Genomic DNA, 14,168 nt, shown 5'->3' on the forward strand with positions numbered 1-14,168 from the left:
GCCATGAAGATGTTTCACATTTGGCGGGCGAATCAGGATTTAGCTCAGGCTAAATCTCTGGCGGGTGACGGCGGCCGGGGTGAGGCTTCCGGCATGACATCGACGTACACCTTCGAAGACGGCTTTTCCGTGCGCCGCCTGGGGTTCGGCGCCATGCGGCTGACCGAGTGGGACCACGTTCCGCCCGGAGCTGCGGCCGTCGCGCGCCGGGCCGCCGAGCTCGGCGTCACCTTCTTCGACACCGCCGACGCCTACGACCTGGGCCTGAACGAGGAGCTGCTCGCGGAGGCGCTCCACCCGTATCCGGAGCTGCTCGTGGCGACGAAGTGCGGGCATGCGCGCCCGAGCCGCGGCGAGTGGGTCCCGCTCGGCCGGCCCGAGTACCTCCGGCAGCAGGCGGAGCTCTCGCTGCGACGCCTGCGCGTCGACCGCCTCGACCTGCTGCAGCTGCACCGGCTCGACCCGCAGGTGCCGCTAGCGGAGCAGGTCGGCGCGCTTGTCCGATTGCGGGAGGAGGGCAAGGTCGCGCGGATCGGGCTGTCCGAGGTCAGCGTCGCGCAGCTCGAAGAAGCGCGGACGGTCGCGCCCATCGCGAGCGTGCAGAACCGCTACAACCTGACCGACCGGGCGTCCGACGACGTCCTTGATCACTGCGAGCGCGAGGGGATCGCGTTCATCCCGTGGCTGCCGATCGCGAACGGTGGTCACGCGACGGCCGGTGGCGTGCTCGGAAAGGTCGCGGCCGATCTCGGCGCGACACCCGCTCAGGTGTCCCTCGCGTGGCTGCTGCGCCGTTCGCCGGCGGTCATCCCGATTCCCGGCACGTCGTCGCTCGCGCACCTCGAAGAGAATTGCGCTGCTGCGGAGCTGACGCTTTCCGGCGACGATTTCGCGCAGTTGTCCGAAGTCGCGTGAAACGGCCCGGCCGCGGTTTCCCGCGACCGGGCCGTCTGTCTCACCTAGGTCAGACCAGCCAGCCGAGGACGTGCGCCAGGTGCGCGAGAACGCCCGTGAGGATGTCGTGGGCGTGGTGCGCGTGCTGGGCGAACATCTGCATGGAAAGGCTCCTTAATGAATATTTCCTGATTCCCTGGAGTTGCTCTCGCGAGGAGCTGAATCAGGTTTTCACCGTGCTGGCGAACTGTCAAAGAGTCCATTCCGGGGAATCCCGCCGCCGCGGAATCTTCCCATGCTAAACACGTAATCCCTTCGTGTTTGACGCCGGGGTGCCCTGGTTGGCGGTCAGCCACTCTGGGTAGCAACCAGGACGTTGATCACTGTCGGTAATTCCCACCTTGATCCGGCATCCTGGGCAGTCGCGTAGCTCGATCTGGTGATCACCGGCCACGAAAGGTGAAACTCCGACGATCACCCTTTCGAGTGATGGAAGGCATGAAAAGGGAACGCCGGGTGCGGTAATCGCACCCGGCGTCCCCTTGACGGGTAAGGGTTTCAGGCTCGGGCGAACGAGAGGGTCTCGCCCTCGACACCCCGTAGCCAGAGGTCCTGCGCGGCCGCGGCCATCTCGGCCAGGCCCTCCTCGATCGTGGCGAACACGTTGCCGGGCACCCAGCCCGCGTCGCCGTTGATCAGCAGGTTGTTGCGCCCGTAGAAGATCGCGAGGTCGGTGGCGCCCTGGTCGCTGTGGGCCTCGCTGCCGTCGTCGTAGCCGTACGCGGGATTGCCGATCTCCCACGGCTCGAACCCGAAGTACACGACGTCGCCGGGGATCGGCGTGATCGTCGGGTTCTCCCGCCCCGGCTTCGGCTCCGCGAACGGCGGCACGAGCGTGTAGACCTCGTTGCGCGCGTACTTCGCGTGGTAGGCGGAGCCGCTCTGCGGCAGCGCGTCCCACACCGCTTTGCAGGTGCGCGGCGCCTCGTCGTCGAGCAGCCGCGCCCGGCAGGAGATCCCGCGCTTGTCGAGGGTGATCGTGACGTACCGGGCCATCCTCAGCTCCCCGTGACGGACGCGACGACCTCGCTCCAGATGCGCAGCGCGTCGTCGACCTGCTCGGCGGTGACCACCAGCGGCGGCACCATCCGGACCACGTTCATGTACGGCCCGCACGTGAGCAGCAGCAGGCCGTTCTTGGCCGCGGTCTGCTGCGCGGCCGCGGCGGTCGCCGGGTCCGGCTCGCCGTCGGCGGTCGTGAACTCCGAGCCGACCAGCAGCCCGAGCCCGCGCACCTCGCCGATCGCCGGCGTCTTGTCCGCGATCAGCCGTGCGCCGTCGAGCAGCTGCTGCCCGCGCTCCGCGGCGTTCTCGACGAGGTTCTCCTGCTGGATCACCTCGAGCGTCGCGATCGCGGCGGCGCACGAAACGGCGTTGCCGCCGTACGTCCCGCCCTGCGAGCCCGGGAGTGCCTTCGCCATCAGCTCCTGCGAAGCGGCGATGCCGGACAGCGGGAAGCCGCTCGCCAGGCCCTTCGCGATGAGCACGATGTCGGGGGAGACGCCGAAGTGGTCGTGCCCCCAGAACTTCCCGGTGCGGCCGAAGCCGGTCTGGATCTCGTCGACGACCAGCAGGATCCCGTGCCGGTCGGCGCGCTCGCGCAGCCCGGCCATGAACTCGGTGTTCGCCGGGACGTAGCCGCCCTCGCCGAGCACCGGCTCGACGAACATCGCGGCGGTCTCGTTCGGCGCGCTGACGGTCTGGAACAGGTAGTCCAGCTCGCGCAGCGCGAACTTCGTCGCGGTCTGCTCGTCCCAGCCGTAGTGGTAGGCGTACGGGAACGGCGCCACGTGCACGCCGGACATCAGCGGGCCGATGCCCGCGCTGAACCGCGTCCCGGACGTCGTCATCGACGCCGCCGCGACGGTCCGGCCGTGGAAGCCGCCCTGGAAGACGATGACGTTCGGGCGTTTCGTCGCCTGCCGCGCGAGCCGTAGCGCGGCCTCGACGGCCTCGCTCCCGGAGTTCGCGAAGAACAGCGAGTCGAGACCGCTCGGCAGGACGTCGCCGAGGCGCTTCGTGAGTTCGAGCAGCGGCTGGTGCATCACCGTCGTGTACTGCCCGTGGACGAGCTTGCCGATCTGCTCCTGCGCCGCCCGCACGACGTGCGGGTGACAGTGCCCGGTGCTCGTGACGCCGATGCCGGCGGTGAAGTCGAGGTGGCGTTTGCCGTCGACGTCGTAGAGGTAAACCCCTTCACCGTGGTCGACCACGACGGGCGTTGCCTGCTTGAGCAGCGGAGATAGCTGGGCCATGGCAGCGTGCTCCTTGGTCGGTTGAGCGGGTTGTCGATTGTTGACAATATCCATAGCATGGCCCTCGGGACAACACGTGAGGAGCAGTCGGGATGAGCGCGAGCACCGAGTCCGGCGTCGTCGACGCGGTCGGCAAGGAACTGTTCATCGGTGGCAAGTGGGTCACCGCCGAGGCCGGGAAGACCTTCCCGGTCCTGGACCCGGCGACCGGCAAGGAGCTGTGCCAGGTCGCCGACGCCTCCCCGGCGGACGGCGTCGCCGCCCTGGACGCCGCGGTCGCCGCGCAGGCGGATTTCGCGAAGATGGCGCCTCGCGAACGCGGCGAAATCCTGCGCCGGGCGTATGAGCTGCTGATGACGCGCCAGGACGAGCTCGCCCTGCTCATGACGCTCGAAATGGGCAAGCCGCTGGCGGAGTCGAAGGGCGAGATCGCCTACGCCGCCGAGTTCTTCCGCTGGTTCGCCGAGGAGGCCGTCCGGATCGAGGGCGGTTACGCGACCGCGCCCAACGGTTCGGGCCGCTTCCTCATCACCAAGCAGCCGGTCGGCCCGACGATCCTGATCACGCCGTGGAACTTCCCGATGGCGATGGGCACCCGCAAGATCGGCCCGGCGATCGCCGCGGGCTGCACCTCGGTGATCAAGCCAGCCGCGCAGACACCGCTGTCGATGCTCGCGCTGGCGGGCATCCTCGCCGAGGCCGGGCTGCCGGAGGGCGTGCTCAACGTCGTCACGACCACCGACTCCGGCGGCGTGATGGAACCCCTGATCCGCGACGGCCGCGCCCGCAAGCTCTCTTTCACCGGCTCCACCGGCGTCGGCCGCAAGCTGCTTGAACAGTGCGCCGACAAGGTGCTGCGGACGTCGATGGAGCTGGGCGGGAACGCACCGTTCCTGGTCTTCGAGGACGCCGACATGGACGCCGCCATCGAAGGCGCGATGCTCGCGAAGATGCGCAACATCGGCGAGGCGTGCACCGCGGCGAACCGGTTCTACGTGCAGCGCGGCGTCGTCGAAGAGTTCTCGCGGCGGCTGACCGAGCGGATGCAGGCGCTGCCGATGGGCCGCGGCACGGAGAAGGACGTCGTCGTCGGCCCGCTGATCGACGAGGCCGCCGTCACCAAGGTGACCGAGCTGGTCAAGGACGCCACCGACCGCGGCGCGAAGGTGCTCACCGGAGGTGCCGGCGTCGACGGCCCGGGCCACTTCTACCAGGCCACGGTCCTCACCGACGTCCCGCAGGAAGCGCGACTGACGCACGAAGAAATCTTCGGCCCGGTCGCGCCGATCACGGCCTTCGACACCGAAGAAGAAGCGGTGGCGAAGGCCAACGACACCGAATTCGGCCTGGTCTCCTACCTCTACACCAGCGATCTCAAGCGCGCGCTGCGCGTCTCCGAGGCGCTCGAAGCCGGCATGATCGGCCTGAACCAGGGCATCGTGTCGAACCCGGCGGCGCCGTTCGGCGGGATCAAGGAGTCCGGGCTCGGCCGCGAGGGTGGCTCGTTCGGCATCGACGAGTTCCTCGAGATCAAGTACATCGCGGTGGCCCTGTGACCTCGTACCGCATCGCGAGCATCCCCGGCGACGGCATCGGCGTCGACGTGACGGTCGAGGCCCGCAAGGTCCTCGACGCCGCGTCGGCGAAGTTCGGCTTCTCCTTGGAATGGGCCGAGTTCGACTGGAGCTGCGAGCGCTACGCCCAGCTCGGGTCGATGATGCCGGACGACGGCGTCGCGCAGCTCTCGGCGTTCGACGGGATCCTGCTCGGCGCGGTCGGCTTCCCCGGCGTCCCGGACCACGTTTCCCTGTGGGGCCTGCTGATCCCGCTGCGGCGCGCGTTCTCCCAGTACGTCAACCTGCGCCCGGTGCGGCTGCTGCCGGGCACGACGTCGGTGCTGGCCGGGCGTAAAGCCGAAGAGCTGGAACTGGTGATCGTCCGGGAGAACTCCGAAGGGGAGTACTCCGCGATCGGCGGGCGGCACAACGCCGGGCGGCCGGACGAGTTCGTGCTGCAGGAGTCGGTGTTCACCCGCGTCGGCGTCGAACGGATCATCCGCTACGCCTTCGAACTCGCGCGGACGCGGTCTTCGCGCGTCTGCTCGGCGACGAAGTCGAACGGGCTCATCCACTCGATGCCGTTCTGGGACGAGATCTTCGCCGAGGTCGCGGCCGAGTACCCGGACGTCCACAGTGAACAGATGCACGTGGACGCCTTGGCGGCGCGCATGGTCCAGGCGCCGGACCGGCTCGACGTCATCGTCGGGTCGAACCTCTTCGGCGACATCTTGAGCGACCTCGCGGCCGCGATCACCGGCGGCCTCGGCATGGCACCGTCCGGCAACATCAACCCATCGGGTGAATCTCCGTCGATGTTCGAAGCGGTCCACGGGAGTGCTCCGGACATCGCCGGCCAGGGTATCGCCAACCCCGTGGCGCAGATTCTGGCGGCCGCGATGCTGGTCGAACACCTGGGCGAAACCGTTGCCGCGCAAGCAATCCGCGCCGCGGTGGACCGGGTGCTCGACGAGGGCCGGGTGCGCACGCCGGACCTCGGCGGCAGCGATACCACAGAACGGCTCGGCACGGCAGTGGCCGAAGCGCTGGGCTGAGTTTTTGTCGGTGCTCCCCGGCACGGTGGTCGCAAGTCCACCGAGGGGGAGGAAACACCGATGTGTCAGCAGTGCGAAGACCCGGACAGATCCGGGTACCTGGCACGGCTCCGGGAAGGCGTGGCCGACCGGGGCTGGCTCGTGCAGGGCGTGGAAGGCGCCGGGCCGTACCCGCCATGGGCCTACACGATCGGGCTCAGCGGGTACGGCCTGCCCGAGCTGGTCGTGACCGGGCTTCCGTTGGGAGCGGCGGCAAACCTGCTCAACGACCTGGCGAGCCATTCCCTGCACGCTTCGCCACCCGAGCCCGGCGAACGGATTCCGCTGCGCGGCGGCCCGCTGATCGAGGTCGTCCCGCTCGCGGAGCCGTCGGCGCACCTCGTGTTCGCGGTCGCGTTGTACGGCCCGGAAATCCGTGCGTTGCAACTGGTCCACGCGGACGACCAGGGCCGCTGGCCGTGGTCGTCCGACTTCCGCGACGGCTTCGGCGGTCAGCCGGTCCTGGGGGTGCGTCATGGCCACTGACTGCCGCTGCGCGGTGCCGGTCGGCTGCTTCCCGGTACCCGTGCCGTCCGTCCAGGTACGCGTGTCGTCCTTCCGGACGCCCGAGCCGCCCGGCCGGGAAAGCGTGCCGCCCCTTCAAGCACGTGTGTCGGCTGGTCGATCACGTGTGCCGACTCTGCGGTCACGCGCGTCGGCGCTCCGAGCACGGGCGTCGACGGCGCGGGCAAAGGGAAGCCGCGTGCTCGGACGGGCGGCGGGTGTGCTCGGCCGGGCGTCAGGGCACCGGTGGCGCGTGTCCGTCCACGAGGCTGGTGCCCGGCGCGAGTCGCTGCACCGCGTCCTCCATGTGGGCGTCCAGGAGGGCCAGCGCCGTCTCCTCGTCGCCCTCGCGGAGGGCGTGGATGAGCTTCGTGTGCTCGTCCACGCGTTCCTCGACCCGTTGGTAGGTGCCCTGCAGCGCGGTCAGGCACATCCGGGTCTCGATGAGCAGGGTGCGGGCCATGCGGACGAGCCGTTTGCTGCCGGAGGCGTTGATCAGGGCCTCGTGGAACTTCAGGTCCGCCGTCGAAAGCGCGCTCGGGTCGTCGTCGCTTGCGGCCGCCGCCATCTCGACGACGGTCCGCTCGAGCACCTCGGCGATCCGGTCGCGTTCCCCGCCGCGGATGGCGCGCAGCATCGCAGCGCGCTCGATCGCCGAGCGAGCTGCGTAGATGTCGTAGACGTCGCCGGGCTCGAGGTCGATCACGAACAGGCCGCGGTGCCGTTCACTGCGCAGCAGTCCCTCGGACACCAGATGCTGCATGGCTTCCCGGAGCGGCCCCCGTGACACCTGGAACCGGGCGGCCAGCTCGGTCTCGCCGAGCTGGGTGCCCGGCGGCAGGGCGCCGGTCATGATCGCGTCGCGTAGCTGGCGCGCGATGACCGCGGCCGTCGACTCGCGGCTGACCGGTTCGATCTCGGGCAGCATGCCCGGTGGCAGAGCCATGTCAGGCGCCTCCGCCCGGCAGATGCCGGAACAGCGCACCGAGCGAGCGGACGAGGCGGTGCCGCCCGGTCAGGCGCAGGCCCTCCCAGACGGTGACCTGGTTGGCGGTCAGCACGGGCTTCTTCAGCGCGGCTTCGACGGCGTTGATCTCCTGAAGCGTCCGCATCGCGGTGTCCGGCACCAGCACGGCGTCGGCGTCCGGGTGGTCGTTGCTCACGGCGAGCCGGACGACGGCCTCCGAGGTCAGTGCGCCGACCTCGGCCGCGGTGACGATGTCGGCGCTGGCCATCGAGACGACCTCGATGCCGCCGGCCTTGAGGAAGTCGGCGAACAGCAGGGCGATGTCGTCCGGGTAGCTCGCGGCGACGGCGACCCGCTTGACGTCGAGGGCGCGCGCGGCGTGCACGAACGCGAAGGAGGTGCTCGAAGCCGGCACGCCGGCGACGGCTCTCAGTCGGTCGATCTGATCCTGGGCACCGTCCCAGCCGTAGACGAAGCTGCCACTGGTGCAGGCCCAGATGACCGCGTCGGGCTCGTGCTTCTTGAGCAGGGAGGCGCCTTCGGCGAGGCGACTTTCGCTGCCGAGGTCCAGCAGTTCGGCGACCGCGTGCTTGTCGGTGCCGTAGATGTGCTCGACCGCGAGGCGGATGTCGCCTTCGTCGGCGGCCATCCCGCCGAGCAGCTGCTCGGCGAGCGGGTAGTCGTCTTCGGCCGCGTGGTCGGGGTAGATGAAGCCGATCGTGGTCACGGAACCTCCGGAGGGACGCAAATTGTCGACAACCCTAGAGGGAAGGTCAAGGAAACCCTTCACGACACGTCACGAAGCCACTTCCCGGGTCCGACGATGGGAAGGTTCATGCGGCGAAGGCATGCCCACATGGTCAGCTGGTTGGCTGTGAGCACCGGTTTGCCGAGGGCGGTTTCCAGGGGCTCGATCAGGTCGTAGGTCGGGAGGTTGGTGCAGCTGACGAAGATCGCTTCGGCCTCACCGTGGTCGGCGGCGAGGATGCGTTCGGCGATGGTCCGGTAGCTGACCTTCCAGATTCCGCCGCCCAGCCCGAGGTGGTCGCTCGCGACGGTCTCGACGTTCAGCTCGCCGAGGAAGTCGTGCAGTGCCTGGGTCAGGTCGGCGTCGTACGGCGTGAGCACCGAGACGCGGTGCAGGTCGAGGTGGTGCAGCACCTCGGCCAATGCGCCCGAGGTGGTGACGGCGTCCGGCGCGCCGGCGTCGCAGATCGCCTTGGTCAGTGAGCGCTCGTAGTCGACGCCGTTGACGAAGCTGCCCGACGTGCAGAGGTAGGCGACGACCTCCGGCTCGACGTGCAGCACGTCGCGGGTGGCGCTGGCCAGGTGGTGGCTGTCGCTGACGAGGCGTGCCATCTCCATGCTGACCGGCACCGGCTCGTACGGCGTGCGGGCGAGGTGCAGCGACACCTCCATCGGCACCCACCGCCAGAGCTCGCGTTCGAGGGCGAGGTCGAAGGGGGCGATCACCCCGATGCCGCGTTGCGCCAGCGGGCCTTCGAACGCCAGGAAGTCGAAATCCAAGGCTCAGCCTCCGGAATACGTCTGAACTTGATGACACGTCCGGTGCTCCGGGGGTCGTTCCTCGGATTGTTGACAATCATACGAGCCGCTTTTACCGTGTCAACGTGATCGCCTCGGAAAACCGGGAAACTCCCGTCTTGGCCGTGCTCTGCGGCGAGCACCGTCCACCGGACATGCGTGCTGTCGAATCCGGGGCGGTCGTGCGTTACACGGACGCGGCCGGGCTGCCGGAAGCGCTGGCCGGAGCTGACGCGCTCTTCGTCTACGACTTCCTCTCCACCGCCGTGCCGTCCGCCTGGTACGCGGCCGACCGGCTGCGCTGGCTGCACATCGCCAGCGCCGGTGTCGACCCCGTGCTGTTCCCGGGGCTCGTGGAGAGCGACGTGGTCCTGACCAACTCGCGGGGGGTCTTCGATGACGCCATCGCGGAGTACGTGCTGGGTGTCGTGCTCGCGTTCGCGAAGGGCTTCGCGCGCTCGCACGACCTGCAGCGCGAGCGTCGTTGGCAGCACCGCGAGAGCGAGCGGATCGCCGGGCGTACGGCGGTGGTCGTCGGCACCGGGCCGATCGGGCGGGCCATCGCCCGGCTGCTGCGCGCGGCCGGGATGCGCGTCAGCGGCGCCGGCCGTCGCGCCCGCATCGGTGACGCCGACTTCGGCGTCGTGCACGACTCCGCGCAGCTCACCGAGTACCTGCCCGAGGCCGACTACGTCGTCGCCGTCGCGCCGCTGACCGAGAACACCAAGGGCATGTTCGACGCGCGCGCGTTCGCCGCGATGAAGCCTTCGGCCCGGTTCGTGAACGTCGGGCGGGGCGAGCTGGTGGTCACGTCCGACCTGGTCGCGGCCCTGGCCGACGGTGCCATCGCCGGAGCTGCGCTCGACGTGTTCGACACCGAGCCGCTGCCGCCCGAAAGCCCGCTGTGGAGCATGCCGGACGTGCTGGTCTCGCCGCACATGTCCGGGGACTTCATCGGCTGGCGGAACACGCTGGTCGAGGTGTTCACCGAGAACTTCCGCCGCTGGCGCGCTGGGGAGCCGCTGCGCAATGTCGTCGACAAGTCGCTCGGCTACGTGCCGTCGGGGAACCAGGGAGCCGGATGAACGACAGGATGCTGACCGCCAGCGAGCTCGTCGCCGCCTACGCGACCGGTGAGCTTTCACCGATCGAGGCGACGCAGAACGCGCTGCAGGCCATCGAGGAGAGGGACGGCGAGTGCAACGCCTACACCCTCGTCGACGCCGACGGGGCGCTGGAACAGGCCAAGGCGTCCGAGATCCGCTGGCGCGACGGCAACCCGATCGGCCTGCTCGACGGGGTGCCGTCGTCGATCAAGGACATGTTCCTGACCCAGGGCTGGCCGACCGTCCGGGGCTCGAAGAGCATCGACCCGAACCAGCCGTGGGACGTCGACAGCCCGGTCGCGGCGCGGATGCGCGAGGCCGGCCTCGTCCTGCTGGGCAAGACGACCACGCCGGAGATCGCCTGGAAGGGCGTCACCGACAGCCCGCTGCAGGGCATCACGCGCAACCCGGTCGACCCGTCGAAGACGTCCGGTGGTTCGAGCGGCGGTAGCGCGGCGGCGGTGGCTGCGGGGATGGGCGAGCTGTCCGTCGGCACCGACGGCGGTGGCTCGGTGCGGATCCCGGCGTCGTTCTGCGGGATCGTCGGGCTCAAACCGACGCACGGCCGCATCGCGCTGTACCCGGCGAGCCCGTTCGGCCCGCTGTCGCACGCCGGCCCGATGGCGCGGTCGGTGGACGACACCGCGATGTTGATGGACGTGCTGTCGATCCCCGACTACCGCGACCCCGCCGCACTGGCGCCGCCCGTGGCGTCGTTCCGCGAGGCGGTCCGGCGGGACGTGCGCGGCCTGATCGCCGCGTTCTCCCCGACGCTCGGCTACGTCGACGTCGATCCGGAGGTGGCCGCGGTCGTCGCGGCGGCGGTGCGCGCGCTCGGAGATGCAGGGCTGCGCATCGAAGAGACCGACCCCGGGTTCGCCGACCCGAAGGGGGCGTTCGACGTGCTGTGGTCGTCCGGTGCGGCGAAGCTGCTCGACTCGTTCCCGCCGGGTTCCGAGGACCGGACCGATCCCGGCCTGCGCAAGGTCTGGGAGCTGGGCAAGACGTGGTCGGCGAGCGACTACCTCGACGCGACCGCCGAGCGCGCCGCGCTGGGCATCCTGATGGGCGAGTTCCACACGCGCTACGACGTGCTGATCACGCCGACCGTCCCGATCCCCGCGTTCGAGGCGGGCCACAACGTGCCGCCGGGCAGCGGGATGAGCGAATGGCCGGAGTGGACGCCGTTCACCTACCCGTTCAACATGACCCAGCAGCCCGCGATCAGCGTGCCGGCCGGGAAGACGTCGGCGGGGCTGCCGGTCGGCCTGCAGATCGTCGGGCCGCGGCATTCGGACGATCTCGTGCTGGCCGTGGCGAAGCTGCTGGAGGAAGTGCGGCCCTGGGCACCCGCCTGACCACTTAAGGGTGAAACCCCGGCCGCGGCAGGGAAAGCTGTGCCACTGTCGGCCGGGTGAACGCTCAAGGCTGGCGGTACGAACGAGCTATTCCGACCGTCGACGTCGCCGGGGAACCGACCAGGGTGGTCGTCGGACTGATCGAGCAGGGTGACCGGCTGGCCGCCGCCTTGAGAGTCGACGACGGCCCGGCCGCGCTGGTCCCGTTGGAGACGGGCGGCGAACTGCTGAAGGCCCTGCGCGAAACGCTCGAGAGCTGGTGGCGCCTGGAGGGGCACCGCGACCTGACCCCGGAGCCCCGCGCGGGGCGGTAGCGCAGGCGGCGGCCGTCAGCTGATCTCGAGCTCGGCGAGCCTGCAGGCGTCCCGGTCCGGTGATCCGCAGCGTCCGGCCGCCCGGGCGGCGACACACCCAGCCGTCGGCGAGGAAGGCCGTGAACAACGCGGCTCCCAGGGCTCCGGCGAGGTGGACGGTGCCGTGCGACCAGTCGAGGCACGCCCGCACGCCGGGGCGCGCGGCCGGCAGCGCGGAGATGCAGAGGGCGATCAGCAGCGGGTGGTCGAAGGTGTGGACGGTGCCGGATTCGCCCGGGGCGAGGTCGTCGATCACGCCGTCCTCGCGTAGCCGGGCCGCGACGTCGGCGCCGAGCTGTCCGCCCACGTGTCCGTAGCAGGCCCGGGCCTGCAGCAGCGGTCCGGAGGGCGGGTCGGGCTGCAGTCGCTCCGGCAAACGCGGTGGGGCGAGCGCGGTCAGAGCTTCGACGAGCTGCGCGACCTCCGGACCTGCGAGCCGGTGCAGCCGTTGCCGGCCTGCTTCCGTGGCGTGCACGAGGCCGGCGTCGCGGAGCCGGCGCAGGTGCGAGCTCGCGGTGGACGGCGCGATCCCCGCCACCGTTGCCAGGGCGCGAGCGGAGTGCGCGTCGCCGTCCATCAGCTGCAGGAGCATCGCGGCCCGCGCCGGTTTGCCGATCGCCTGCGCGACCGAGGCGATGTCGGGTTCGCCGGGCATGGTGCCGACCTTGACCGGGGACCGTTCGCTCCGGATCGAAGTGTTCTTGTGGCACGCTGCGGCCATGACGACCGAGTTCGCCACGCCGATCGGCGAGCGCTACTTCGCGGACTACGTCCCCGGCGCGACCTACGATTGCGGGAGCGTCGAGGTGACCGAGGCCGAGATCCTGGAGTTCGCCCGGCGGTACGACCCGCAGAGCTTCCACGTCGACCCGGCTGCCGCGGCCGCCGGCCCGTTCGGCGGGCTGATCGCCAGTGGCTGGCACACGGCGAGCCTGATGATGCAGCTCTACGCGGCGCACTACTTGTCCACTGTGGCCAGTCTGGGCAGCCCCGGGGTGGACGAGCTGCGCTGGCCGAGTCCCGTCCGGCCGGGTGCGGTGCTGCGGCTTCGCGCGACCGTGGCCGAGGCGCGGGTCTCGCGCTCGAAGCCGGACCGGGGCGTGCTGCGCACCCGTGTCGAATTCGTCGACGACGGTGACGCCGTGGTGTTCAGCGCGAGTCTGGTGAACCTCCTCCTGGTGCGACCGGCGTCCGTCTGACCAGGCCGCGGATCTGCGGGCTGCACAACACGAGCCCGGTCGTGACGACGATCAGGATCGCGCCGCCGATCAGCGTCGGCTCGCGGCCGGCGTGCTCGGCCAGCGGGCCCGCGCTGATCTGGCCGAGTGGCAGGGCGAGGAACGAGCCGAGCATGTCGTAGGAGTACACGCGGGCCAGTTTGTGCGGCGGGATGTTCTCCTGCAGCGACACGTCCCACGCGACGGAGAACTGCTCGATCGCGATACCGCCGAGGAACATCGCGAGCAGCAGCGGCGCCAGGTACGGCGTCACGCCGAGCGCGATCATCGGGAGCGCGTCGACCACGACCAGCGCGACGCCGAGGAACAGCATCCGGTGGGGCCGCCAGTGGGCCGCGATGACGCCGCCGAGCAGCGCGCCGGCGGTGTGGACCGCCAGGGCGAGGCCCCAGCCGGTGCGGCCGAACGTGTCGTCGGCGACCAGCGGGCCGATCACCACGATCGCGCCCGAGTTGACCGCGTTGACGAGCATGAACTGCAGCACGACCAACCACACCCAGGACCGGGCGCGGAACTCGCGCCAGCCCTCGGCGAGTTCGGCGAGGGGGTGGCTGCCGGGGATGCGGTCGCCGCCCGGGAGACGGATGCGGTGGTAGGACAGGGCGGCGGCGACGAACAGCAGCGCGTTGCCGGCGAGTGCCCAGCCGGAACCGGCGACGGCGACCAGGATCCCGGCGAGACTGGCGCCGGCGATCCGGCCGACGTTCGACAGGAGCCGGACCAGTGCGTTCGCCTGGGTGAGGAGGGTGGGGGGCACGGTCAACGGCGTGAGCGAGGCGGCCGCGGGCAGCGAGATGGCCGAGACGGCGCCGTTGACCAGGCTGAGGCCGACCAGCAGCGGCACCGAGGCGAATCCACAGAGGACACTCGCGGCGATGGTGGCCTGGGTCAGCGCGGCGGCGGTCTCGGTGCCCTGCAGGATCACCGACCGCGGCAGCCGGTCGGCGAGCATGCCGCCGAACAGCACCAGCAGGATGTTGGCGACCGACCGCGCCCCGACGACGATCCCGAGGTCGACGGCCGACCCGGTCAGGTCGACCACGGCGAAGGCCAGCGCGAACGGCGCGACGGCGTTGGCGAAGTCGGCGAAGGTCCGGCCGGTGACGAGGGCGCGGAACCGGTGCTCCCGCAGCGGAGCGAGCAACGGCAGGCTCATCGCGAGCTCTCCGCCGGCGGGGCGGCGTTCGCGGGAGGCGGGCTCATCTCTGCCGGGGGCGTGGCCGGGGTTGGTGAGCACG

The 14,168-nt window shown here is 70.3% G+C and carries 14 protein-coding genes and 1 pseudogene; 8 read left to right on the top strand and 7 right to left on the bottom strand.

Translation table 11 applies throughout. From position 1 onward, the window contains the following. Positions 1-93: 93 nt before the first annotated feature. Positions 94-915 carry an aldo/keto reductase gene (locus tag ACGFMK_RS05835; protein WP_392758793.1) on the top strand — a complete coding sequence of 274 codons (822 nt, stop codon included), beginning with the start codon at positions 94-96 and terminating at the stop codon, positions 913-915. 537 nt (positions 916-1,452) lie between these two features. Here the strand turns inward: ACGFMK_RS05835 and ACGFMK_RS05840 are convergent. Both ACGFMK_RS05840 and ACGFMK_RS05845 read right to left on the bottom strand, forming a co-directional pair. Beyond that, complete coding sequence (locus ACGFMK_RS05840; RefSeq protein ID WP_392758795.1) at positions 1,453-1,950, bottom strand: DUF3830 family protein; 498 nt, start codon at positions 1,948-1,950, stop codon at positions 1,453-1,455. Positions 1,951-1,952: 2 nt separating this feature from the next. Continuing rightward, complete coding sequence (locus tag ACGFMK_RS05845; protein WP_392758796.1) at positions 1,953-3,209, bottom strand: aspartate aminotransferase family protein; 1,257 nt, start codon at positions 3,207-3,209, stop codon at positions 1,953-1,955. A gap of 92 nt (positions 3,210-3,301) precedes the next feature. Between ACGFMK_RS05845 and ACGFMK_RS05850 the strand changes: the two genes are divergently transcribed. The 3 genes from ACGFMK_RS05850 to ACGFMK_RS05860 are packed head-to-tail and all read left to right on the top strand — an operon-like array spanning position 3,302 to position 6,345. After that, complete coding sequence (locus ACGFMK_RS05850) at positions 3,302-4,765, top strand: NAD-dependent succinate-semialdehyde dehydrogenase (RefSeq protein ID WP_392758797.1); 1,464 nt, start codon at positions 3,302-3,304, stop codon at positions 4,763-4,765. After that, positions 4,762-5,820: a tartrate dehydrogenase gene (locus ACGFMK_RS05855; protein ID WP_392758799.1), complete on the top strand. Its 1,059-nt coding sequence runs from the start codon at positions 4,762-4,764 to the stop codon at positions 5,818-5,820. Before ACGFMK_RS05850 ends, ACGFMK_RS05855 begins: the two co-directional genes overlap by 4 nt. Positions 5,821-5,880: 60 nt before the next feature. Beyond that, positions 5,881-6,345, top strand: a complete 465-nt coding sequence (locus ACGFMK_RS05860) for a DUF4262 domain-containing protein (RefSeq protein WP_392758800.1) — start codon at positions 5,881-5,883, stop codon at positions 6,343-6,345. A 253-nt stretch (positions 6,346-6,598) separates the two neighbouring features. Here the strand turns inward: ACGFMK_RS05860 and ACGFMK_RS05865 are convergent, their stop codons facing one another. The 3 genes from ACGFMK_RS05865 to ACGFMK_RS05875 are packed head-to-tail and all read right to left on the bottom strand — an operon-like array spanning position 6,599 to position 8,857. Beyond that, complete coding sequence (locus ACGFMK_RS05865; protein ID WP_323323064.1) at positions 6,599-7,309, bottom strand: GntR family transcriptional regulator; 711 nt, start codon at positions 7,307-7,309, stop codon at positions 6,599-6,601. 1 nt (position 7,310) lies between these two features. Then, positions 7,311-8,057, bottom strand: a complete 747-nt coding sequence (locus tag ACGFMK_RS05870; protein ID WP_392758802.1) for a maleate cis-trans isomerase — start codon at positions 8,055-8,057, stop codon at positions 7,311-7,313. Between the two features lie 59 nt (positions 8,058-8,116). Continuing rightward, positions 8,117-8,857 carry an Asp/Glu/hydantoin racemase gene (locus ACGFMK_RS05875; RefSeq protein WP_392758804.1) on the bottom strand — a complete coding sequence of 247 codons (741 nt, stop codon included), beginning with the start codon at positions 8,855-8,857 and terminating at the stop codon, positions 8,117-8,119. Between the two features lie 104 nt (positions 8,858-8,961). Here ACGFMK_RS05875 and ACGFMK_RS05880 point away from each other — a divergent pair, with 104 nt between their 5' ends. Genes ACGFMK_RS05880 through ACGFMK_RS05890 form a run of 3 tightly spaced genes read left to right on the top strand, consistent with a single transcriptional unit; the run spans position 8,962 to position 11,653 of the window. Further along, positions 8,962-9,960: a D-2-hydroxyacid dehydrogenase gene (locus ACGFMK_RS05880; RefSeq protein WP_392758806.1), complete on the top strand. Its 999-nt coding sequence runs from the start codon at positions 8,962-8,964 to the stop codon at positions 9,958-9,960. Next, positions 9,957-11,339 carry an amidase gene (locus ACGFMK_RS05885; RefSeq protein ID WP_392758807.1) on the top strand — a complete coding sequence of 461 codons (1,383 nt, stop codon included), beginning with the start codon at positions 9,957-9,959 and terminating at the stop codon, positions 11,337-11,339. Before ACGFMK_RS05880 ends, ACGFMK_RS05885 begins: the two co-directional genes overlap by 4 nt. Before the next feature lie 56 nt (positions 11,340-11,395). Beyond that, positions 11,396-11,653, top strand: coding sequence for a hypothetical protein (locus ACGFMK_RS05890; RefSeq protein WP_323323055.1), 258 nt, complete (start codon positions 11,396-11,398; stop codon positions 11,651-11,653). A 520-nt stretch (positions 11,654-12,173) separates the two neighbouring features. On the opposite strand, the pseudogene ACGFMK_RS05895 reads toward ACGFMK_RS05890, so the two are convergent. Then, positions 12,174-12,413 (bottom strand): annotated as a pseudogene (locus tag ACGFMK_RS05895) (ArsR/SmtB family transcription factor); the annotation flags it as partial. On the opposite strand from ACGFMK_RS05895, the gene ACGFMK_RS05900 reads away from it, so the two are divergent. Next, complete coding sequence (locus ACGFMK_RS05900; RefSeq protein ID WP_392758809.1) at positions 12,412-12,891, top strand: MaoC family dehydratase; 480 nt, start codon at positions 12,412-12,414, stop codon at positions 12,889-12,891. The pseudogene ACGFMK_RS05895 and the gene ACGFMK_RS05900 sit on opposite strands and share 2 nt — an antisense overlap. Here ACGFMK_RS05900 and ACGFMK_RS05905 read toward each other — a convergent pair. Continuing rightward, the gene (locus ACGFMK_RS05905) at positions 12,842-14,086 is read right to left on the bottom strand and encodes an MFS transporter (RefSeq protein WP_392758811.1); all 1,245 of its coding nucleotides are present in this window, start codon (positions 14,084-14,086) and stop codon (positions 12,842-12,844) included. The genes ACGFMK_RS05900 and ACGFMK_RS05905 overlap by 50 nt on opposite strands. Positions 14,087-14,168 lie beyond the last annotated feature (82 nt).

The sequence above is a fragment of the Amycolatopsis sp. NPDC049252 genome, from assembly GCF_043197175.1.
Classification (GTDB): domain Bacteria; phylum Actinomycetota; class Actinomycetes; order Mycobacteriales; family Pseudonocardiaceae; genus Amycolatopsis.

Coding starts and splice junctions, on each gene's coding strand:
- ACGFMK_RS05840 (WP_392758795.1), bottom strand. CDS start 1,950: ATGGCCCGGTACGTCACGATCACCCTCGACAAGCGCGGGATCTCCTGC.
- ACGFMK_RS05850 (WP_392758797.1), top strand. CDS start 3,302: ATGAGCGCGAGCACCGAGTCCGGCGTCGTCGACGCGGTCGGCAAGGAA.
- ACGFMK_RS05885 (WP_392758807.1), top strand. CDS start 9,957: ATGAACGACAGGATGCTGACCGCCAGCGAGCTCGTCGCCGCCTACGCG.
- ACGFMK_RS05835 (WP_392758793.1), top strand. CDS start 94: ATGACATCGACGTACACCTTCGAAGACGGCTTTTCCGTGCGCCGCCTG.
- ACGFMK_RS05845 (WP_392758796.1), bottom strand. CDS start 3,209: ATGGCCCAGCTATCTCCGCTGCTCAAGCAGGCAACGCCCGTCGTGGTC.
- ACGFMK_RS05905 (WP_392758811.1), bottom strand. CDS start 14,086: ATGAGCCTGCCGTTGCTCGCTCCGCTGCGGGAGCACCGGTTCCGCGCC.
- ACGFMK_RS05860 (WP_392758800.1), top strand. CDS start 5,881: ATGTGTCAGCAGTGCGAAGACCCGGACAGATCCGGGTACCTGGCACGG.
- ACGFMK_RS05865 (WP_323323064.1), bottom strand. CDS start 7,309: ATGGCTCTGCCACCGGGCATGCTGCCCGAGATCGAACCGGTCAGCCGC.
- ACGFMK_RS05900 (WP_392758809.1), top strand. CDS start 12,412: ATGACGACCGAGTTCGCCACGCCGATCGGCGAGCGCTACTTCGCGGAC.